This is a genomic window from Ancylobacter sp. 3268 (assembly GCF_031456575.1).
GTDB lineage: Bacteria > Pseudomonadota > Alphaproteobacteria > Rhizobiales > Xanthobacteraceae > Ancylobacter.
This window is the reverse complement of sequence record NZ_JAVDUX010000031.1, coordinates 1-20,531: the sequence shown is the minus strand read 5'-3', so window position 1 is coordinate 20,531 and position 20,531 is coordinate 1. Positions and strand designations below refer to the sequence as shown.

The 20,531-nt window shown below is 65.2% G+C and carries 19 protein-coding genes and 7 pseudogenes; 14 read left to right on the top strand and 12 right to left on the bottom strand.

What is annotated here, in order from left to right; all coding sequences use genetic code 11:
* Window positions 1-97 precede the first annotated feature (97 nt).
* The 3 genes from J2X65_RS25855 (at window position 98) to J2X65_RS25845 (ending at window position 1,398) form a co-directional block, all read left to right on the top strand.
* Window positions 98-388, top strand: a complete 291-nt coding sequence (locus tag J2X65_RS25855) for a hypothetical protein (RefSeq protein WP_310208048.1) — start codon at window positions 98-100, stop codon at window positions 386-388.
* A complete protein-coding gene (locus J2X65_RS25850; protein WP_310208044.1) occupies window positions 389-1,075 on the top strand; it encodes a GntR family transcriptional regulator in 687 nt (228 codons plus the stop codon).
* A 104-nt stretch (window positions 1,076-1,179) separates the two neighbouring features.
* Window positions 1,180-1,398: a helix-turn-helix transcriptional regulator gene (locus J2X65_RS25845; RefSeq protein WP_310208041.1), complete on the top strand. Its 219-nt coding sequence runs from the start codon at window positions 1,180-1,182 to the stop codon at window positions 1,396-1,398.
* Between the two features lie 53 nt (window positions 1,399-1,451).
* Here J2X65_RS25845 and J2X65_RS25840 read toward each other — a convergent pair.
* Window positions 1,452-1,676 (bottom strand): annotated as a pseudogene (locus tag J2X65_RS25840) (DUF736 domain-containing protein); the annotation flags it as partial.
* Window positions 1,677-1,744: 68 nt separating this feature from the next.
* On the opposite strand from J2X65_RS25840, the gene J2X65_RS25835 reads away from it, so the two are divergent.
* Entirely contained in the window at window positions 1,745-2,866 is a 1,122-nt protein-coding gene (locus tag J2X65_RS25835; protein ID WP_310208038.1) for a Fic family protein, read from the top strand.
* Window positions 2,867-3,060: 194 nt separating this feature from the next.
* Here J2X65_RS25835 and J2X65_RS25830 read toward each other — a convergent pair whose 3' ends face one another.
* Both J2X65_RS25830 and J2X65_RS25825 read right to left on the bottom strand, forming a co-directional pair.
* Window positions 3,061-3,684: a glutaminyl-peptide cyclotransferase gene (locus J2X65_RS25830; RefSeq protein ID WP_310208034.1), complete on the bottom strand. Its 624-nt coding sequence runs from the start codon at window positions 3,682-3,684 to the stop codon at window positions 3,061-3,063.
* Between the two features lie 38 nt (window positions 3,685-3,722).
* Window positions 3,723-4,943, bottom strand: a complete 1,221-nt coding sequence (locus J2X65_RS25825) for a helix-turn-helix domain-containing protein (protein WP_310208031.1) — start codon at window positions 4,941-4,943, stop codon at window positions 3,723-3,725.
* A 125-nt stretch (window positions 4,944-5,068) separates the two neighbouring features.
* Between J2X65_RS25825 and J2X65_RS25820 the strand changes: the two are divergent.
* A pseudogene (locus J2X65_RS25820) lies at window positions 5,069-5,747 on the top strand (DUF899 domain-containing protein); the annotation flags it as partial.
* Here J2X65_RS25820 and J2X65_RS25815 read toward each other — a convergent pair.
* The 3 pseudogenes from J2X65_RS25815 to J2X65_RS27045 all read right to left on the bottom strand — a co-directional run.
* Window positions 5,741-6,225, bottom strand: a pseudogene (locus tag J2X65_RS25815) (IS481 family transposase); the annotation flags it as partial. The pseudogenes J2X65_RS25820 and J2X65_RS25815 overlap by 7 nt on opposite strands.
* A 174-nt stretch (window positions 6,226-6,399) precedes the next feature.
* A pseudogene (locus tag J2X65_RS25810) lies at window positions 6,400-6,909 on the bottom strand (DDE-type integrase/transposase/recombinase); the annotation flags it as partial.
* A 21-nt stretch (window positions 6,910-6,930) separates the two neighbouring features.
* Window positions 6,931-7,364: pseudogene (locus J2X65_RS27045) on the bottom strand (transposase); the annotation flags it as partial.
* Window positions 7,365-7,493: 129 nt separating this feature from the next.
* Between J2X65_RS27045 and J2X65_RS25800 the strand changes: the two are divergent.
* The 5 genes from J2X65_RS25800 to J2X65_RS25780 are packed head-to-tail and all read left to right on the top strand — an operon-like array spanning window position 7,494 to window position 10,577.
* On the top strand, window positions 7,494-8,663 hold the full coding sequence (locus J2X65_RS25800) for a zinc-dependent alcohol dehydrogenase (RefSeq protein ID WP_310208026.1): 1,170 nt from the start codon (window positions 7,494-7,496) through the stop codon (window positions 8,661-8,663).
* 11 nt (window positions 8,664-8,674) lie between these two features.
* On the top strand, window positions 8,675-9,469 hold the full coding sequence (locus J2X65_RS25795; RefSeq protein ID WP_310208023.1) for an SDR family NAD(P)-dependent oxidoreductase: 795 nt from the start codon (window positions 8,675-8,677) through the stop codon (window positions 9,467-9,469).
* 27 nt (window positions 9,470-9,496) lie between these two features.
* Window positions 9,497-9,955, top strand: coding sequence for a hypothetical protein (locus J2X65_RS25790; protein ID WP_310208020.1), 459 nt, complete (start codon window positions 9,497-9,499; stop codon window positions 9,953-9,955).
* The gene (locus tag J2X65_RS25785; RefSeq protein ID WP_310208018.1) at window positions 9,952-10,458 is read left to right on the top strand and encodes a hypothetical protein; all 507 of its coding nucleotides are present in this window, start codon (window positions 9,952-9,954) and stop codon (window positions 10,456-10,458) included. Before J2X65_RS25790 ends, J2X65_RS25785 begins: the two co-directional genes overlap by 4 nt.
* Window positions 10,455-10,577 (top strand): hypothetical protein, encoded by a 123-nt coding sequence (locus J2X65_RS25780; RefSeq protein WP_310208016.1) that lies wholly within the window; start codon window positions 10,455-10,457, stop codon window positions 10,575-10,577. The genes J2X65_RS25785 and J2X65_RS25780 overlap by 4 nt, the downstream gene beginning before the upstream one ends.
* Window positions 10,578-10,772: 195 nt before the next feature.
* On the opposite strand, the gene J2X65_RS25775 is transcribed toward J2X65_RS25780, so the two are convergent.
* From J2X65_RS25775 to J2X65_RS25765, 3 genes are read right to left on the bottom strand one after another with little or no spacing between them, the layout of a single operon-like run.
* Window positions 10,773-11,252, bottom strand: coding sequence for a DUF2269 domain-containing protein (locus J2X65_RS25775; protein ID WP_310208013.1), 480 nt, complete (start codon window positions 11,250-11,252; stop codon window positions 10,773-10,775).
* Window positions 11,252-12,544 carry an SDR family oxidoreductase gene (locus tag J2X65_RS25770; RefSeq protein ID WP_310208010.1) on the bottom strand — a complete coding sequence of 431 codons (1,293 nt, stop codon included), beginning with the start codon at window positions 12,542-12,544 and terminating at the stop codon, window positions 11,252-11,254. The genes J2X65_RS25775 and J2X65_RS25770 overlap by 1 nt, the downstream gene beginning before the upstream one ends.
* A 28-nt stretch (window positions 12,545-12,572) precedes the next feature.
* Window positions 12,573-13,115 carry a DUF4142 domain-containing protein gene (locus J2X65_RS25765; protein ID WP_310208007.1) on the bottom strand — a complete coding sequence of 181 codons (543 nt, stop codon included), beginning with the start codon at window positions 13,113-13,115 and terminating at the stop codon, window positions 12,573-12,575.
* Between the two features lie 370 nt (window positions 13,116-13,485).
* On the opposite strand from J2X65_RS25765, the pseudogene J2X65_RS25760 reads away from it, so the two are divergent.
* The 4 genes and pseudogenes from J2X65_RS25760 (at window position 13,486) to J2X65_RS25745 (ending at window position 16,923) form a co-directional block, all read left to right on the top strand.
* Window positions 13,486-14,588: pseudogene (locus J2X65_RS25760) on the top strand (inositol-3-phosphate synthase).
* Entirely contained in the window at window positions 14,585-15,181 is a 597-nt protein-coding gene (locus J2X65_RS25755; protein ID WP_310208005.1) for a histidine phosphatase family protein, read from the top strand. Before J2X65_RS25760 ends, J2X65_RS25755 begins: the two are co-directional and overlap by 4 nt.
* A gap of 21 nt (window positions 15,182-15,202) precedes the next feature.
* Window positions 15,203-15,970 carry a TIGR04290 family methyltransferase gene (locus tag J2X65_RS25750; RefSeq protein ID WP_310208002.1) on the top strand — a complete coding sequence of 256 codons (768 nt, stop codon included), beginning with the start codon at window positions 15,203-15,205 and terminating at the stop codon, window positions 15,968-15,970.
* The gene (locus J2X65_RS25745; protein WP_310207999.1) at window positions 15,970-16,923 is read left to right on the top strand and encodes a beta-xylosidase; all 954 of its coding nucleotides are present in this window, start codon (window positions 15,970-15,972) and stop codon (window positions 16,921-16,923) included. The genes J2X65_RS25750 and J2X65_RS25745 overlap by 1 nt, the downstream gene beginning before the upstream one ends.
* A 4-nt stretch (window positions 16,924-16,927) precedes the next feature.
* Here J2X65_RS25745 and J2X65_RS25740 read toward each other — a convergent pair whose 3' ends face one another.
* From J2X65_RS25740 to J2X65_RS25730, 3 genes and pseudogenes are all read right to left on the bottom strand, one after another.
* Complete coding sequence (locus J2X65_RS25740) at window positions 16,928-17,974, bottom strand: SDR family oxidoreductase (RefSeq protein WP_310207996.1); 1,047 nt, start codon at window positions 17,972-17,974, stop codon at window positions 16,928-16,930.
* Window positions 17,971-19,110 (bottom strand): glycosyltransferase, encoded by a 1,140-nt coding sequence (locus tag J2X65_RS25735; RefSeq protein WP_310207994.1) that lies wholly within the window; start codon window positions 19,108-19,110, stop codon window positions 17,971-17,973. The genes J2X65_RS25740 and J2X65_RS25735 overlap by 4 nt, the downstream gene beginning before the upstream one ends.
* Window positions 19,098-20,132: pseudogene (locus tag J2X65_RS25730) on the bottom strand (glycosyltransferase); the annotation flags it as partial. The gene J2X65_RS25735 and the pseudogene J2X65_RS25730, both read right to left, overlap by 13 nt.
* Window positions 20,133-20,531 lie beyond the last annotated feature (399 nt).

The window sequence follows — 20,531 nt, the reverse complement described above, 5'->3', positions numbered from 1 at the left end:
GCGGGGCTTTCAGCCCTGCACAGGACGACGGGCCGGGATCGCGAGAGGCCGCGGTTGAGCGACAGCGCCGCCGGGACGGCCTATCCGCGAGGAGGGTTTGTTCTTCTCCTCTCACATGCAGGGATTGGGCATCGAGAAGGACGCCGATATGGTGAGGGTCACGCCGGAAGCCATTCTGGAATTTGCCCTCAGCGTCGATCGTCCCGAAGCAGAGGCGCTGTTCATCAGCTGTGGCGCCCTGCGCTCCCTCGACGTGATCGAGGAGCTCGAGCGCAGGCTCGGCAAACCGGTCGTGACCAGCAATCAGGCGATGATGTGGGACTGCCTGCGTCTTGCCGGGATCGCGGACCAGCGGGATGATTACGGCATTCTGCTTCGGGAGCATTGAGTGAACGAGAGCGCGACGAACGAGACCTCAAGGACGCGGGCACCGCGCGGTCAGGTCACGGACATCTACCGGGCCTTGCGCGACCGGATCTGTCTGCTGCGCTATCCCCCGGGGATGCTGCTCGGCGAACACGAGCTTGCTGAGGAGTTCACAGTCAGTCGCACGCCGGTGCGCCAGGCGCTGCAGCGGCTGGAATATGACGGGCTCACCGAGACCCGCAACGGCGTCGGAACCATGGTCACCGGTGTCGACCCTAACGCCTTCCGCGATATCTACGCGTTCCGGCTGCGCCTGAGTGAAATGATGGGCGAGTTCCCGGCGGAAGACGAGGCGCCGCATGCCCTCTCAACGATCCTGCTGCTTCAGGACCGACTGGCGGCCCTGAAAGGCCAGCGAGACATGGAGGCGTTCTGGCAGCTCAATCACGAGCTTCATCACGCCACCAACCGGCTGATCGCCAATCTCGCTTTGCGTGAGACTCATGAACGCTATTACTTCCAGGCCTCTCGCATCTGGTACAGCGTGATCGAAGCCTTCTTCGAGGAGCAGCTCGCCGATCTGGCCAGCGAACTCAGCGAGATCGCGGGCGCGCTTCGGGCCGGCGACATCAGGGCAGTCGGCTATATCCAGCGCAACCACATCGCCTTTGGCCTGCATCGTGTTGCGAGCGCGCACACCACCGGTTGATTCCGTCAGTTCTGACCGGACGCGGGACAAGTCGTATACGGCCCCCTGCGCTTACATATTATAGTTGATAAACTTGGCGTGCTGGAATTGCGATCGGTCTGCGCATGGATATGCGCAAGCTGGTCGGACGAAATTTCGCCCGCCTGCGTCAGGCCAAGGACCTGACGCAGGAACAGGTTGCCGAGCGCTCGGGGCTGAGCCAGCAGTATCTTAGTGGTCTCGAACGCGGCCGACGCAATCCGACGATCATCACGCTCTATGAGCTGGCTCGTGCTCTCGATGTCAGCCATGTCGAGCTGCTTCTTCCGCCGGACGAAAAGTGAGGGTACCGGTGTGACCCCGGCCGGCGAGGCCGGGTCCGGGTCAGGGCGCAGTCTCAGTCCCCGCGGCGCCCGTTGGGGCGGGACCAGATGAGGGAGAAGTTCTCGCCGTCCTCGTCGTCGAAGAGGTTGGCGTAGATGGCGGCGTTGAAGCTCCGATCGTCGAGCTTGAGGCCCAGATAGTCGCGGCCCTCGGTGGAGCGCTTGGACCAGGCGGCCCCTATCTCGGCGCGACGCTCGGTCAGCCTTTCGGGGTGCAATGGCGCGGCTATGCCGTGAGCGATAGGACAGCTAGCTATCAATCAACCATCCGCTATAATGTGAGCTATAGATGGAGACTCTATCGCTCATGGTGTGGAACTGGAGGCAGCACGGCTGGCCGCATTTTGCCTATGATCCTGTCGCCCTTGAACCGCTGGAGCGGCGGTTTCTGCTGCTCACCGGCGAGGTGATTGGCGCGGTCCGGCATGTGAGCGAAGGCGAGCGGGACCTGCTGCGGATTGAACTCCTCAGTGACGAGGCCGTCAAGACCAGCGCGATCGAAGGGGAGACGCTGGATCGCCTCAGCGTGCAATCCTCCCTGCGCCGTCAACTCGGCCTCGACACCGACAATCGCAACGTGAAGCCGACGGAGCGGGGCATTGCCGAGATGATGGTCGATCTCTATCGGAGTTGGGCCGATCCCCTCGATACCGACACGCTATTCCGCTGGCACAGCATGCTGATGGCGGACAGCCGGCATCTGGAGATCATTGGCGGCTATCGCCGTCATGAAGATGCAATGCAGATCGTGTCAGGGCGCCAGGACCGACCCACCGTTCATTTCGAAGCGCCGCCATCCTCTCGGGTTCCGGACGAGATGGCCGCCTATCTCACCTGGTTCAATAGCTCGGCTCCCGACGGTGATGCGCCCCTGTCGGCACTCACACGGGCCGGGATCGGGCATCTTTATTTCGAGAGCATCCATCCCTTCGAGGACGGCAATGGCCGCATCGGCCGAACCCTGGCGGAAAAATCCCTAGCCCAGAACATCGGCCAGCCGACGCTGATCGCGCTCGCCCACACCATCGAGCAGCATCGCAAGGCCTATTACGACCAACTCGAGATTCATCAAAGGACGCTCGATATCACGGGCTGGCTGATCTATTTCGCGCAAACGATCATCGCGGCCCAGCAGACGACGCTCGGCCGCGTCGCCTTCCACATCGCCAAGGCACATTTCTACGATCGGTTCCGCGACAGGGTGAACGAACGGCAGGAGAAGGTGATCGCCCGCCTGTTCCGTGAGGGTCCCGGCGGTTTCATGGGAGGCCTGAGCGCGGAGAACTACATTGCGATCACCGGCACCTCACGCCCGACCGCCACACGCGACCTGCACGACTTGGTCGAGAAAGGCGCCCTGACGAGAACCGGCGAGCGCCGATATACCCGCTACTACCTGAACATGCCGGAAACGGCTGTAAATTCTTGAGCTTGCTGGATATGGCGCAACTTTTCGGGGCCTTTCAGAAGCCCTCGGCGCGGCATCTCCTCGAACCTGCGGGATGCGCCAGTTGCAGACATAGATCTATTGCCCGGTACCGGACGTTCAGGAAAAGACAAGGTGACGTAACATTATGCGTTTGAAGGAACGGACATTCGAGGTGCCCCGCCGATGGGCGGGGGTCAGCGGCGGCTCACAGCCCTGACGACTCCGCTCTTGCCGCTGCCGCAATAGAACCGCCCCTCATCAGCCTCCAGCCCCGAGACGAACGCGCCTTCCGGCATGCGCAGGCTGTCCAGCACCTTGCCGGTTTCGGGGTCGACCCGCCTGAGTTCGCTCTGGTCGTTCTCCCAGGTCGCGTGCCACAGCTCGCCATCCGTCCAGGTGACGCCCGTGACGAAGCGGTTCGACTGCAGCGTGCGCAGGATCTTGCCGGTCTCGGGGTCAATCTCATGGATCTGGCGCTCGCGGTAATGGCCGACCCACAGCGTGCCTTCCGCCCAGGCGAGGCCGGAATCGCGGCCGCCGGCCGGCGCCGGGATGGTCGAAAGCACGCGCCCGCTCTCCGGGTCGATCTTCTGAATACGATCCTCGGCGATCTGGAAAAGGTGCCGGCCGTCGAAGGCGGTGCCGGCATGCGCGGGAACGTCGAGGCTGCGGACCGTCTCGCCGCTCTCGGGATCGAGTGCATTGAGCCTGTCGCCCGAGGCGAACCAGACGTTCTTGCCGTCATGGCTGACGCCATGCACGGCCTCGACGCCGGGAAAGGGACCATATTCCCGAAGGATCGTGGCTGTCCTGGTCATGGGCTGATCTCCTCTGTTCGGTTGGACCGACACAGAATCTAGTCATCTGGCAGCAGGACCGGGAGTAACAAGGCTGTCGGGAAACCGGGCACCGGCGGCGTCAGCCAGCGCCGCGCCCGGGCTTGGCCGAAGGATTGGATCTTGCCGGCCACGGCCAACGCCTCCAGCGCGCGCTGCATGTTGCGCTGACTGGTGCCCAATGCTAGCGCCAGCGCCGAGCTCGACCAGGCCTCGCCATCGGCAAGCAAAGCGAGCACGTCGGCATGCGGTCCCTCCAGCGGCTGCGCCAGCACCGCTACCGCGCCCGCCCGGTGCGGCTTCAGGGCAAAGCCGCGTTTCGTCGCACTGATCTGCGCGATCCCATGCAATTCGGCACGCAACCGCCCGATCTCGACCCGCAGGCGGGCGCGGTGCGACTCGTCGGCCTCCTTGGCCCGGAAGGCGCGCGCCAGCAGCACTTCGCGCGAGACATCCATCGGCCAGGCTTCAGCGAGTGCGCGGGCGAGTGCAAACAGCACCGGCCGGGTGGCGAGCGGCACGACAGTGCCAGCCTCGCGCACGACATTGCGGCAGGCATCGACGACGAAGCTCCCTGAGGCTAGCAGCGCCGCGACCTCGCCCAGCATCAGCGGGCGCCTCTCACCCTGGGCGATAAGGCCCGCTGCCGGCGCCGCCAGCATGCGCGCGACGGTCTCGACTTCAACTATGAGCGCGGGAATGCGGGCGCGGTCGGCTGCCTCCGCCGCTCGCGCGAAGGCCGCGCGGGCCGGTTCCGCCTGCAACCGTCGCAAGGCGATCCCGCCGGTCGCGAGCCACCGTGCCGCCTCGAGCACGGGCGGCAGCGGGCTCTCGTCGAAGTCGGCGAGCAAGCGTTCAGCCTCGCCGAGCCGGCCGATCAGCAGGAGCCGGCGTACCGCGATCGTGCGGGCATGGGCGGCGTTGAGGCGGTCGCCATGAGTCTCCAGTATCGCACGCGCCGCATCGAGCGCTGCCGCCGGCCAGGACAGATCACGCGAGACCAGGGCGATCTCGGCTTGCGCCAGGGCGCAGCGGGCCCGCGCCACTGGCTCGCGCACGCCGAAACCCCGACCAGCACGCTTGAGCAGCGCCTTCGCTCTGGCAAGGTCGCCGAGCTGCGCCATGGCGATACCGCGTAGCGCCAGCGCCGGTGCGTCCTCGCGCAGCGCGACACGGTTGAGTGCGCCAAAGGGGTCGCCTGCCGCCAGCGCTCTTCCGGCCGCCGTGATCAGCGAATCCATGCCAAAGCCCGAAATCCCGCCAAACTTGTCACTCCCGCTCACCGTCGACCGGGCCCCACCCTGCTTCCAGGGCCGCATCGCGAAACGGCGAGCGGCGGATGTCAACTGGCGCCAGGAGCAACATCATGACGGCTCATCACATCGCAACGCGCGAGGACTGGCTCAGGGCCCGGCTCGACCTGCTCGCGGCCGAAAAGGCACTGACGCGGCAGAGCGACGCCGTAGCGCGCCAACGCCAGGCCCTGCCCTGGGTCAGGGTCGACAAGGATTATCGCTTCGTCACCGAGGCGGGCGAGGCCGGGCTGGCCGATCTCTTCGCCGGGCGCTTGCAACCCCTGGTCTACTACTTCATGTTCGGACCGGACTTTGCCGCCGGCTGCCCGTCCTGCTCGCTGATCGCCGACGGCTTCAACGGCATCCATGTCCATCTCGCCCACCATGACGTGACGCTGATGGCGGTGTCGCTGGCTTCGCTCGACAAGCTCGTCGCCTTCAAACGGCGCATGGGCTGGAGCTTCCCCTGGGCCTCCTCGGCGACGGCGATTCAACCACGATTTCAGCGTCTCCTTCACGCAGGAGCAGCAGCGGCATGGCGAGATCACCTATAACTTCCAGAAGGACCCGGAACGGGATTGGCGCGAAGGCGAGCCGGGTGCGGAAGGAGCGGAAGCTCTGTTCGCTCGCTTGTCCGGTACCGATACCGGCACCTATCAGCGCGAACGGCCGGGGATGAGCGCTTTCATCCGCGAAGACGGCATCATCTATCACACCTATTCGAGCTATGGGCGCGGCATAGACGCAATTTTGCTCGTTCGATCAATGGCTACATATAGGTCCAGCTTGCCCACCGCGGTCTTCACTTCGGCGATATCGATATGGAAGAAGCCGATCGGGTATGGCTTGAACCGCCGCTTCGGCTCCTGGTCGCCCTCCACCTCCGGCAGCCGGCTGATACCAAGGCGCTGCAGGCATCGATGCAGAGAAGAGCGCGTCAGATGCGGGATCGTCGCCCGCAGGGCATAGAGGCAGTCGTCGAGTGGCGGCAACGTATGCCGGCGGAAGGCGATGATGAGGGCCTCTTCCCCGATCGACAGCACCGTCGATGTCGGCTCCCTCGGGCCGGTCGGCAGATCAGCGACCGAGGTCCGCTTCTTCCACTCGGCGACCGTCTTCTGGTTGATCCCGTACCGCCGCGCCAGCGCCCTCAGCTCTCTTGACTATGCTGTATCGCTCGACGGACCGCCTCGGTCGTCGTGACGCTCCCGTGAAGAACCTGGCCCAGAGCGTGTCCCTCTCCAACGGAGATAATGAGACGCCATCACACTGTGGGATTAAACACTTAGAGTCCGTTCGAGAATGCTCATGGATGGACGATACGCCGGAGGATGAGGCTTCCGAGTGCGACGTGGATTATGGCTTCGGAAACTGGAGTGCCCCCGTTTGACCGGACATCCGGCTATTGGGTTTGAGCCCTGATGAACTCCCGTGGGGAGCGCATGCGGAGCGCTGAATGAGGATGGATCTCTTTGTAATCCTCGATCCATCCGGCGATCTGCCGGAGCACTGACTGGGCGTCCGGCACGGGGGATATGCGCAGATTGTCGCGCTTGAAGGTTTTGACGAAGGCCTCTGACATGCCGTTCGACTTCGGGCTTTTCACCGGCGTGAAGCAGGGCACGAGGTTCAGTGCGGTCGCGACGTCGCGCGTCTCCCTGGCGGTGTAGGGGCTGCCATTGTCGGAGAGATGCTCGACCGGATGTGGCGCACAGACGGAGCAGAAGCGCTTCTCGACGGCGTCCAGCATCATGTCGCGCACGTCCGAGCCGCTGATGCCGGCCCCGCTCACCGCGGTTCAGGCGATGATCTCGCTATCGAAGGCGTCGATGATGAAGGCCATGCGAATGATCTCGCGGTTCCAGCAGGCGAACTCCAGCCCATCGGAACACCAGCGCAGGTTTGAGCGCATGTCCGGGCCAAACGGGGGCAGTTCAGAAACGTCGATGCGCTGTTCGTGGTCGCGGACGAGGCGCTTCCAATGGTCATCCAACCGAAGGGGCGCTCGACGACCCAGGGTCTTTGCGGCACCTTTAAGCTGGGCTCTTGTCGGCGCGGCGGACGATCTCGATGACGAAGTCGCGATAGGCGGCGGCGTCATGAGGCGGGTATGATCATAGGCGCCGTCGGCGACACAGATGCTTGAGCCAAGGCCTGCACTTTCGGATGGCGACGATGACGTGCTGAGCGCCGGCGCTGTCGGAGATATCGGCGGTGGTAAGGTTGATCATGAGCAGCCTGCCATGGTACGACGGCAATGTGGCGCTTGCGGCCACCCACCTTCCCACCGGCATCGAATTCGCGCATTTGCACCCCCGGCGCCTTGATCGACTGGCCATCGACCACGGCCGCGGTCGGTGACGGCTCCGCAGGTACCCCGTTCAGCAATAATACAAAGTACACAGAGGGCCTTATCACCAGTATTCGCAGGCAAGCCGGAACGCCCTGCCCGGCCGCGCATTGTCGAGAGTATCTCTGATCCCAAGGAGCCTCCCGATGAAAGCGCTGACCTGGCACGGCAAGGGCGACATTCGCTGCGAGAGCGTTCCTGATCCAAAGATCGAACATGGCCGCGACGCCATAATCAGGGTGACGTCGTGCGCAATCTGTGGGTCGGATCTACACATCTATGGCGGGATCATCCCCGGCATGGAACATGGCGACGTCCTCGGCCACGAAACTATGGGCGAGGTGGTTGAGGTCGGTACCGAGAACACCAAGCTGAAGGTTGGCGATCGGGTGGTTGTGCCCTTCACGATCGCTTGCGGCGAATGCTTCTTCTGCAAACGCGGCTTCTATTCGGGCTGCGAACGCACCAATCCGGATCGCGAGAAGGCCGCCAAGCTGTGGGGCAATTCGCCCGGCGGCTTGTTCGGCTATTCGCACTTGCTCGGCGGCTATGCCGGTGGGCAGGCGAAATACCTGCGCGTGCCTTATGCCGATGTCGGCCCGATCAAGGTCCCGGACCATCTTACCGACGAGCAGGTCCTATTCCTCTCCGACATCTTCCCGACCGGCTACATGGCGGCCGATTTCTGCGACATCCAGCCTGGCGATACCATCGCCATCTGGGGCTGCGGCCCGGTCGGCCAGATGGCGATCCGCTCTGCCTTCCTGCTCGGCGCAGAGCGGGTGATTGCCATCGACACCGTGCCGGAGCGCCTGTCGCTGGCCCAGCTCAGCGGGGCGCTCATCCTCGACTACATGGAAGAGGACATCTACGATCGCATCATGGAGCTCACCCATGGGCGTGGTGCTGATGCCTGCATCGACGCAGTCGGCACCGAGGCCGAGCCGATGGCGAGCGCCGATTCCATGCTCGATCGGGTGAAGACCGCCCTTTTCATGGGCACCGACCGTCCGCATGTGTTGCGCCAGGCGATCCATTGCTGCCGCAACTTCGGCACTGTCTCCATCGTCGGCGTCTATGGCGGCTTCCTCGACAAGGTGCCGATGGGCTCCGCGATCAACCGCGGGCTGAAGTTCCGCATGGCCCAGACGCCGGTGCAGCACTATCTGCCCCTGCTGCTCGAACGCATCGAAAAGGGCGAGATCGATCCGTCCTTCGTCATCACCCATCGCGCGTCGCTGGACGAGGGCCCCGAGCTCTACAAGACGTTCCGCGACAAGCAGGACGGCTGCATCAAGGTCGTTCTCAACCCGTAGGGAGACCTGCCATGGCCTATGTCGCCAAGCCGCTCGCGGTCGTCACCGGTGCCTCCACCGGCATCGGCTTCGAGCTCGCACGCATCGCCGCCCAGCGCGGCTACGACCTCGTCATCGCCGCCGACGAGCCTCGCATCGAGGAGGCCGCCCAGACCCTGCGCGGCCTCGGCGCCAATGTCACGGCGGTCGAGGCCGATCTCGCCCAGCTCGAGGGGGTCGACGAGCTCTATGAGAGCATCCTCACGCTCAGCCGGCCGGTCGATCTCCTGATGGCCAATGCCGGCATCGGGCTCGGCCATGCCTTCCTCGACCAGGAGGTCGAGGCCTGGCAGCGCGTGGTCGACACCAACATCACTGGCACGGTCTACCTGATCCAGCGCATCGGCCGCGACATGCGTGACCGCGATAACGGGCGCATCCTCATTACCGGCTCGATCGCCGGCTTCATGCCCGGCTCGTTCCAGGCGGTCTACAATGGTACCAAAGCCTTCCTGAATTCCTTCTCCTTCGCCCTGCGCAACGAACTCAAGGACACCGGCGTCACCGTCACCTGCCTGATGCCCGGCGCCACCGACACCGAATTCTTCGCTCGCGCCGGCATGCTCGACACCAAGGTCGGGCAGGACGAGAAGGACGATCCGGCCGAGGTCGCCAGGAACGGCTTCGAGGCGATGATGAATGGCGAAGGCGATGTCGTGAGCGGCTGGAAGAACAAGCTGCAGACCGCCGCCGCCAATGTCATGCCGGCCGGCATGCTCGCCGAACAGCACCGCAAGATGGCCGAGCCGGGTTCCGGCAAACAGTGAATCCGCCCGGAAAGGGAAAACAGAGCGATGCTTCCGGTTCTCACAAAGGCCTTGGTATCCGGCAGCGTGGTGAGCCTTGCCACCACGGCTGCACTTGCCCTGCTGGCGCGGGCCGAGGGGCGGCATCCGGTCCAGCCGGTGAACTCGACCAGCCACTGGTATCTCGGCGAGCGCGCGGGCCGTTCGCGCGCGCTCGACCTGCCCCACACGCTGGGAGGCTTCGCCACCCATCACGCGGCCTCGGTGTTCTGGGCCGTGATCTTCGAGGCCGTGCGCCGGTATCGCCCGAACAGCGCGCCGCTCGGCAATGCGATCGCCGTGTCGGCGCTTGCTGCCCTCGTCGATTATGGTGTGGTCCCCAAGCGGCTGACTCCCGGATGGGAGAAGGTCGTCGCGCCGCGCTCGATCGCCATCGCTTATGTCGTCATGGCGGTTGCGCTGTCGGCGACCTGTCCGAGGCGACGCGGGCAGGGCGACAGGCGATGACGCGGGCGCTGGACCGCCTGATGCTCGGGGCGCTTGCCGGTTTCGCGGCAACCCTTCCGATGACCTTCTTCATGAGGCGTCTGCACGCGCAACTGCCCGCGCAGGAGCGCTATCCCTTGCCGCCGCGCGAGATCAGCGAAGATCTGCCTCGGCTCGGCCTGAGCCCTGCGGCGGCGACATTGCTCTATCATTTCCTCTATGGCGGGGCGGCCGGAGCGTTGTACTCGGGACTGTTCCGACACCGCGGCCTGGCGGCTAGCTCGGTCTTCGGCGTCGCCGTGTGGGCGGCGAGCTATCTCGGCTGGATACCGGCCGCACGCATCCTGCGCTTCGGCGCAAAACACCCGGCCCGCCGCAACGAGCTGATGCTCGCGGCGCATCTGGCGTGGGGAGCGAGCCTCGCGGCCGGCTTGCGCGAGCTCGAAGAGGCGAAGGTGCAAAGCTTCTCCGGGTCGATGCCCCCTCGGCCTGTGTTGGAAGACCGCGTGGAGGACATCGGATGAACACAGCGAACCTGCAGATGGAAGGCTTGCTGCTGGCGCTGGCCGCGCTGTGCGACGCGCTCAAGCGCAGGGGCCTGCTGACGGGTGACGAGATCACCGACCGCGCTGGCATGCGCTGAAAAGGGAGCTTCTGGCAGAGCACCAGGGCTGAGCGACGCCAATAGCGAGGCGAACCTCTTCCCCATTCGCTTCTTGCAAAGCGCGATCGGACGTGAGGGGGAGGCTTTCGATTACGCGTCGATAGCCGCCGGCATCGGCCGCAAGGGGGACGAGCGGCCACTGCCGGCACCCGCTCCGGACGGCCCCATGGATCTCTAGCCCGTGAGGGTGAGTTCAGGCCTCGCGATCATCAGCCACAATATTCCGAGGATCGCGCCGAAGGCCGGGAAGCCGAAGGCGAACCAGGTCCAGAATATCCGGTGGTAGGCTGGGGGAAGCGGCGTACCAGCGGCCTCCGCGGCTTCTGCCAGATCGCGCATGCGCATCTGCATGATGACGACCGGCAGCCAGAAGGCGCCGATCACGAGATAGAGGATGATCGACAGCACGATCCATCCTTCGGTCAGCGGGTACCCGACTTCGCGCGCCAGCAGAACCCCGGTGATCGGCTGGACGATGACCGCGCTGGCGGTGAACAGAAAATCCGCCGTCACCACGATGCGCGCCACCCCGGCGATCTTGGTGGCGTTGCCGGTGAAATGTGCCATCACCATGAAGAAGGCGATGCCGGCGCCGGTGCCGATCAGCACCACCGCGCCGATGAGATGCAGGAATTTCAGGATGAAATAGGTCATCAGCGGTCCCGCAACGTTGCCAGCGCCGTGAGATGCAGCGCGATCACCGGCGCAATCTTCAGGAGCGGCGCCAAAGGATCGAACCACAGCCAGGGCGTGAAGAAGCTGCCGGCAAGGGCGTAGAACAGCGCGACGGCGATGCCGGCGAGGAGCGCGGGGCGCGCCGTGCGTCGGATGGCAATGGCGAGGCCAACGAGAAGGTCGGCAAGCCCGCCGCCAATGACCGAGAGCGGTGCAATGGCGCCGGCCCCGCCCTGCTGCAGCATGGCGATGCCCGATTCGTAGCCCGGTCCGAGCGAGGCGAGGCCGGAGCCGACCCAAAAGATGGCGAGGCTGACCAGCACCAACGGCTTGAGCAAATAGAGGCCGGCGAACCAGCCCTCCTGCACCGAGGCCGGGCGGGCGTTTAGCATCACTGCGATGGAGCGTGGCACGATATCAGTAATCCGGGTCCACTCGGTGGGATCGCCCACCGCGCCGCGGGCAATCTCCCGTCGGGCGGTCGAGCGCACCGGCGGCCGCCAGCCGAGCACGCCGGCGAGATCGCCAAGCCTGTAGAGCAGGTCGGCGAGCCCGCCAGGCAGGACGATCTCGCGTGCCGGCGGATGGCCGAGCCAGCGGCGGTAGAGACGGACCAGCTCGATGAAGGCAAGCCGGTCGGGGCCGGCGAGTTCCAGCGCCAACCTCGTCGGCGCCTCCGGCTTTACAAAGAAGGCGACCGTCGCCACCACATCCTCCAGCGCCACCGGCTGCAGCGGCGCCGTGTCCGGCATGACCGGCACGATTGGTAGGGCAGCCAACCCGCGGACCAGCGCGCTCGCGCCATACGCGGCAGGGCCGAGGACAACCGAAGGGCGCAGGATCACCCAGTCGAGGCAGCTCACCATCAGCGCTTCGTCGCCAACGAGCTTGCTGCGGGAGAACTCTGTCGGCGTCATCCGATCGACGCCCATGGCAGAGAAATGTACGAAGCGCCGGACCCCAGCAGTTTCGCAGGCGGCGACGAGCACCTTCAATCCGCGCTCATGCGTGCCAGTGAGGTCGTCCGCGGGTCCGCTCTGCAACGCGCCGGCGCAGTTCACTACCGCTTCGATGCCAGCGAGATGACGGCTCCAGTCACGCGCCGAGGCGCGGGCGAGATCGACCGCCTCCCAGTCTATCGCCGGCATGCGGCGTGCTGCCGAACCGACATGGCGCGCCATACCAGTGACTTCGTGACCGGCGGCGCAAAGGGATGCGGCGATGTGCGCACCGATGAGGCCGGTCGCGCCGATGACGAGGATGCGGCTCATAGCGGCGATCCGGTCGGGGGCCGCCGGATCAGTCCGCCAGCTTCTGCGCCATGTCGAGATGATGCCGCAATTCTGGGAGGGTCTTGCCGGCCCAATCCTTGAGCGCCGGATTGTCGCCTTCCTTGGCGTAGCGCTCGAACAGCGAGACAGCCGCCTCATGCGCGTCGACCTGGTCTTCCTGATACTGGTCGATGAATTCGCTGCCCTGCAGCTTCTTCAGATCGTCGAGCTTGCCTTGATGCGAGCTGTCGAGCGCCGCGGGAGGCGTAACCTGTATGTTGGCGCTCATAAGGAGGCTCTTGAGCTCGGTCGTGGTCTTCTGGTGCGCCGCGATCATCTGGGTGGCGAAGACCTTGGTCGGCTCGTCGCCACGCTGGAGCGCGAGCTCGCTCGACTGGATCTCGAACATGTCGCTGACGGCGGCTTCGGTGACGAAGTCCTGCGTCGAAGGGCTGATACCGAGCACGGAATTTACACCCGTCTTCTCGCCGACCGACTCGGCGCCAGCCGGAAGAACCGCAAGCGATGTTACCGCGATAAGCGCGGTCGCCACCAAATTAAGGGTCTTCATTGTCGTCTCCATCGATTGAGGAATGCAGAGCGGCGCGGCGGTCGTGACCGTAGTCGCGACGCCTGCGGGCTAATCGCGCGCTGGCACGAATGTTCCGATGAGACAGCTAATTGAATATTTATGTCACATCGACAGGCCGACCTTTGCCTGTCCAATGCACCTTCCAAGAATATTCCACCAAGTTAACACATCAAAAGCGCGATAATACCTCCACGTGGAATCCAATGATATTTCTATCCCGATCAGAATGCGGAAGATGCCTGGTATCATCATGGTGCAAGCCGGTATTTTTACCTCATGACGCCTGAAATGAGGAACAAAGCTGCAGGCGCATCATTGATCTCCGGGTTCTCACCGCACGGAGGCAGATGTGGCAACCGGGAAAGTCCGTGTCGCGATCGTTGGGGTGGGCAATTGCGCGTCGTCGTTGGTGCAGGGTCTTTCCTACTACCGGCAGGCGGATGGCAATGAACCAATACCTGGCCTGATGCACACTTCGCTGGGCGGCTACCACGTATCCGACATCGAGATCTCGGCTGCTTTTGACGTTGCCGCCGGCAAGGTCGGGCGAGACGTGTCGGAAGCCATCTTCGCTTCCCCAAACAACACGCGCCGCTTCGCGCAGGTTCCCCGGCTCGGTGTCGAAGTCGAGCGTGGCATCACCCTCGACAGCATCGGCCGCTATGTCGCCGACGTGGTGCCGGAATCGGAGGCGCCGACGGTCGACGTCGCTCGCGTGCTGAAGGACACGCGCACCGACGTACTGGTTTCCTATCTGCCGGTCGGCTCACAACTCGCCAATGAATGGTACATGGAGCGCGCGCTTGAGGCAGGCTGCGGCGTCGTAAATTGCCTGCCGGTGTTCATCGCCTCGCGACACGAATGGGCGGAGCGCTTCGCCGCCCGCGGCCTGCCCATCATTGGAGACGACATCAAGAGCCAGGTCGGCGCGACCATCGTGCATCGTGTGCTGGCCAATCTGTTTCGCGAGCGCGGGGTGCGGCTCGATCACACCTATCAACTGAATTTCGGCGGCAATTCCGATTTCCAGAACATGCTGGAGCGCGAGCGCCTGACCTCGAAGAAGATCTCCAAGACGCAGGCGGTTACCAGCCAACTCGACGTGCCGCTGGCCCCAACGATGTTCATATCGGGCCGAGCGACTACGTGCCGTGGCTGGAAGATCGCAAATGGGCCTATATCCGGCTTGAGGGCACCACCTTCGGCGGCGTTCCGATTAATGCCGAGGTGAAGCTCGAGGTCTGGGACTCGCCGAATTCGGCGGGCATTGTCATCGACGCGGTGCGTTGCGCCAAGCTCGCCATGGACCGCGGCGACGCGGGACCGCTGATCGGGCCGTGCAGCTATTTCATGAAGTCACCGCCGCAGCAGTTCACCGATGACGAGGCGCGCGAACTCACTCGCCGCTTCATCGACGGGATTGATGGCGCAGCGGCGGGGGTCGGCGCGTGACGACGTTCCTGCTGCTGCGCCACGCGGCGCATGAGAATGCCGGCGGGTTTCTCGCCGGCCGCGCGGACGGCGTCTGCCTGCAGGAGGCCGGCCTCGCCCAGGCCCGCCGGCTCGGCGAGCGGCTGCGTCGCGAGCCGATCGCGACGCTTTATTCAAGCCCGCGCGAACGGGCGCGGCAGACCGCGGCGGCAGTGGCCGAAGTATGTGGGATGGCGGGGCCGCACGTGGTGGAAGCCCTCGACGAGATCGATTTCGGTGCGTGGTCGGGCAGCACGTTCGATGTCCTGAACCAAGATCCCGCCTGGCGCGCCTGGAACGAGCGGCGCAGCCTCGCCCGGACACCGAATGGCGAGCGCATGATCGACGCGCAGGCTCGCATGCTCGCCGCGATGGAGCAGATGGCCTTGAGAGCGCCGGACGCCACCGTGGCATTTGTCACGCACGCCGACGTCATCAAGGCGGCGGTCATGTACCACCTTGGGCTGCGTCTCGACGACTGGTGGCGCCTCGAGATCGGCCCCGCCTCAATTACCCGCGTCGTCGTCGACAACCGCGGCGCGCGGCTGATTGGGCTGAACGAACTGGTTGACTAAAGCTTGCTCGGAGGTCCCGCGATGAAGTTGACCCGGACGGAAATCGAGACGCGCGTAAGCGCACTCGGACCCTGGTTCCACAATCTCGACCTCGACGGCGTGGCGACCGCGCCGGACCACTTCCTCGGCGATTATCCGCGAGCAAAATGGAAGCGCTTCGCAAGCGCCCTCCCCGCCGACCTGTCGGGGAGATCGGTGCTCGACATCGGCTGCAACGCCGGCTTCTATTCGATCGAGATGAAGCGGCGCGGCGCGGCACGCGTGCTCGGCGTTGATTTTGACGACGCCTATCTCGACCAGGCCCGCTTCGCCGCCGAGGTGGCCGAGCTCGACATCACGTTCGAGAAACTCTCGGTCTATGACATTGCAGCACTCGGCGAGCGTTTCGACGTCGTATTGTTCATGGGGGTGCTCTACCATCTGCGCCACCCGCTGCTGGCGCTCGACCTTATTCGCGAGCACGTGGTCGGCGACCTCATGGTGTTCCAGTCCATGCAGCGCGGCAGCCCTCAGGTGGCCGAGGTCGGGGAGAACCACAATTTCTGGAACACGGCGCTGTTCGAGGAGCCGGGCTTCCCGCGGCTGCACTTCATCGAGCATCGCTACGCCGACGATCCCACAAATTGGTGGGTGCCGAATCGCGCCTGCGTCGAGGCGATGCTGCGCTCCTCGGGCTTTGCGATCGTCGGCCATCCGGAGGATGAGGTCTATCTCTGCCGCGCCGCCGGCGCTCCCGCCGGCGAAGGCCCGGTCTACCCGATGCGCGGCAACGGACGGCGGGGTGCCTGATGATCGAAGCGGCAATGATCTGGAACGAGCCCAACAACAAGTCGCATTGGGACCCGGAACTCGATCCCGACTGGACGTTGTTCGCCGACATGGCGGTGCGCGCCGGCCAGGCCATCGCCGCGGAGAATCCGCATCTGCCCCGCGTGCTCGGGGGCATCTCGCCAATCGACCCGGGCTTCATGACCAACATGAAGACGCGCGGCGTGCTCGATCATGTCGATGCGGTCGCGGTGCACGGTTTCCCGCTCGACTGGAATCTGTGGCGGATCGACGAGTGGCCTGCCAAGATCGAGGAAATCCGGGCCGTTACCCACCTGCCGATCTGGGTGAGCGAGGTCGGCATCTCCACCTTCGGCGCCGACGAGGTGCAGGCCTGGGGGCTGAAGCGCACCGCCGAGTTGCTGATCGGCGAGGCGCCGCGGGTCCACTGGTACAGCCTTTACGACCTGCCGATGGAATGGGGTGCCACCACGCGCCACAAGGAAGCGGAGGGGTCCTCCTATTACCGCCATTTCCATATGGGCCTCATCCGCGCCGACGGCACGCCCAAGCCGGCGCTGAAGGATTTTCCGCGCTATGCGCCGGAGATGGGGCTAGTGCAGTGGTTCCATTTTGAGGATCCGCGCCTTGACGACGCGGTGGCCTGGATGAAGCGACTCGGCGTCACCTATCTGCGCACCGGTTTGTCCTGGGCCGACAGCTTCCGCCCCGGTGCCGACCGATGGTTCGACCGGATGATGCGGGCGCTGGAGCCATTCGATGTCACCGTCACCTTCTGCTTCACCCCCGAGCATCGGGGCCTCGCGCCGCACCACACCAGCCCACCGGCAGTCGCCGAGGAGTTCGCCGAATTTTGCGGGACGATGATCCGCCGCTATGGCGCGGGCGTCGGACGGGAGCAGGCGCGTGTGGTTCTGGCCGGGTCGGACGCCCCTGGCCGCTTTTCGATCTGATCGCTCAGGAAGCGGCATACCGGTTCTCGTCGGCAGTGCGCCGCTTGCGGGAGGCCGTGCGCAGCGGCACCTTCGCCGCGGCGTCGGCGACCGAACTGAAATGCTGGATGGTGCGTGCAAGGCCGTCGGCCAGCGGAACTTCCGGCTGCCAATTCAGCACCTCCTTGGCAACGGTGATGTCCGGCCGCCGCCGCCGCGGGTCGTCGACCGGCAGCGGGCGGAAGATGATCGAGGAGCGCGTCCCGATCATCTCGACGACGCGCTCGGCCAGCTCGCGCACCGAAATCTCGTTGGGGTTGCCGAGATTGACCGCGCCGCGATAGTCCTTTTCGTGAGTCATGAGGGCAATCAGCCCGCGCACCAGATCCTCGACATAGCAGAAGGAGCGGGTCTGCTCGCCGCTGCCATAGATGGTGATGTCGTCGTCAGCCAATGCCTGCGTGATGATGTTCGATACCACGCGTCCGTCATCGGCACGCATGCGGGGCCCGTAGGTGTTGAAGATGCGGGCGACGCGGGCATCCACGCGCCTGGCGCGCAGGAAATCAAAGGTCAGTGCCTCGGCGGCGCGCTTTCCCTCGTCATAGCAGGCGCGCGGGCCAATCGGGTTGACGTTGCCCCAGTAGCTCTCGCGCTGGGGATGCACCTCCGGGTCGCCATAGACCTCGCTGGTGGAGGCCTGCAGGAAGCGGGCGCCGGTCATCTCGGCGAGATGCAGCAACTGATGCGTGCCGACGACGCTGGTCATCAGCGTGTGCTCGGGATCGGCCTGGTAATGGGGCGGCGAGGCCGCGCAGGCCAGGTTGAACACATAGGACGGCTTTATCGAACCCCGGGTCAGCTTCCCCGGCGGCGGATCGATCACGTCGGCATCGATGAGATCGAAACGCGGCTCATGTTCGAGATGCGCAAGATTGTCGAAGCGGCCGGTCTGGAAATTGTCGATGCAGACGACCCGCAATCCGCGCGCGAGCAGCGCGTCGGTAAGATGTGACCCGACAAAGCCGGCGCCGCCGGCGACCACGGCGATCGCCTCATCTTTTTTGTTCATGACGCAACCTTTCCTAAGTCGAGGAGCGGGGATGCCGGATGGCGGATTTCGGAGACGGGTGTTCGCCGGGGTCGCGAGGTCGCGGCCGTCGCGGCCGTGAGATGCTGTTCGAGTTCGCGCGCGCGATGCGCCGCCGTGTGGGCGGCCAGCACGCGGGCCTGTGCCGCGCGGCCCATGGCACGCCGGGACGCCTCGTCCGCATCGAGCAGAGCGAGCACGTGGGTGGCATCCCCGGCGATGGCAATCTCGCTCCCGGGCTCGAACAATTCGTCGAGGCCCCGCCAGTCGTCAGAGATGATCGGCGCGGCGCAGGCGCCTGCCTCGAACAGGCGCACGCTCGGGCTGTAGCCGGCGCGTCGCATGTCGGCGCGGGTGACGTTCAGCGTGTAGCGGCAGGCATTGTAGAAGGCAGCATGCTCGCCAGGCGGAACATGGTCACGCCGCTCGACATTGGCGGGCCAGTCGATATCGGCGGGATATTGCGGGCCGGCGACGATGAAGCGGCGCTCGGGCGCCCGGCGTGCTGGATCGATCAGCAGCCGCTCCAGCGTCGGCTGGCGATCAGGAGAATAGGTGCCGAGATAGCCGAGGTCATAGATCGGCCGTGCTCCCGAAGAGTTATACCGCGTCTCGTCGACCGAGCAGTAGAGCGCCCGCGCTGCCGGCGAGCCGAAGCGCTCCATCAACCGTCCGAGCGTGGGCCCACCGGTGAAGGAGAAATAGACGCCGTAGCCGGCGATCAGTTCTGGGGTGAGATAGGTGCAGTCGCCGCGTTCGATCGTGGCGAGCGTGACCGGCGTGTCGATGTCGTAGAACGCCGTGGCGCCGCCGGCCGTCCTCTGCACGAGGCCGCCGATCTCGATGCCGTCCGGCACATAGGAGCCGACCATGACCACATCCGCTCCCTCGATCTCGCGGCGGTACGCCAGCAGATCGTCGACGGAGCCGTAGAACTGCAGTTCGCAGAAATCCGGCCGCGGCAGGTCACGATGGGCGGCGTACCAGGGCTGCTCGCGCTCCAGGAATACCACGTCGTGCCCACGCGCCGCGAAGGCGCGCAGCAACGCGCGATAGGTGGTGGCGTGGCCGTTGCCCCAGGAGGAGGACAGGCTGAGGCCGAGGACTACGAGGCGCATGCCAGCCTCCTCTCGCGCTTGGCGGCGAGCGTCTCGCGCAGGATCGCGTCGACCGCGGCGCCGCGATGGGCATAGGTGTGCTCGGTGAGGACGCGCGCCAGCGCCGCCTTGCCGACCGCCGCGGCACGCTCGCGTGTGAGCGATTCCAGATGCCGCGCCACGTCGAGGCCGTCGCGGGCGACAAGCACTTCCTCGTCGGGCTTCAGGAAAAGCTCGATGCCCTCCCAGGCATCGGTGATCAGGCAGCCGCCGGCGCCGGCCGCTTCGAACACCCGTGTCGCGGGCGAGTAGCCGGTCTCGGCCATGGAATCGCGGGCGATGTTGAGCACGGCCAGCGGCGTGGCGTTGAAGGCGTTGTGGTCGCGCGTATAGACGTGGCCGATGTCGCGCACATTGGGCGGCACCGCCCGGTCGCTCCAGCCATTGCCGCCGATGAGGAAGCGGCGCTCGCGCAGCCGTGCGGCGGGCATGAGGAAAAACTGCGTCACCCTCGCCTCGCGGTCCGGCAAGCGATTGCCGAGAAAGGCGAGATCGCCGTCGAAACGCGGATCGGCCGCCACGGGATGATGCGTGGTCGGGTCGAGCGCATTGTAGATCGGCACGCAGCGGGCCGCGCCGAAGCCTTCATACGCCGTGACCACCGGCGGCCCGCCGCCATAGGTGAGCACGAGGTCGAGACGGGGAAGCGCGCGGCGGATCAGGTCCGGCGACATGGCCGGCGTCTGCGCCGGCGCTTCACGCAGGCTCGCCAGCGTGGCGGGCGCATCGACGTCCCAGAAGATCAGCGCCGCCTCGGCCCTGGCGTTGGCGATAACGCCTTCCAGGAGCGCGTCGTCGAACACGCCGACGCCGCTCGCCTTCACCACCACGTCGGCGTGCGCCGCCTCGGCGACGACGCGGCGCACGGCTTCCTCGGTCGCGGGATAGACCACCACCCGTGCCCAGTCCGGCGGGTCGATGTCACGATGCTGCTGGCGGTCGAAGGCGTCGGGCTCGTAGAAGGTGATGTCGTAGCCCCGCCTATGCCGAGGCGTCCGCGCGCAGCGGTGAAGCGCAGTATGGCGGCGGATTGGCGTTCAAAGCGCCAGAATGTTGATTGCCGGCGAGAAGTGACCGTGCATTTCCACTGAGAATTGCCCCTGAGTGAGGGCTGGGTCAGGTGGTGGTCAACCATTTCCAAGGCGGATTGTGAGCGGGTTGCTTGGCGAGTGAGAGAAGCGGAACGGTTGGGGCGCGCCAGCGGACTAAACCGCTGCCGCGGTAACCGCGCTGCATGACGGGCAGTTGGATATTTTCGATGTGGCGTTCGGCATAGGCGGGCGGACGATCACGGGGTTTCTCAACCTTTGGAGAGCCCCATGGACCATCAGGAGCACCCCGACACCCGGCCGACCATTAGCCCGCTGCGGCAGCGGATGATC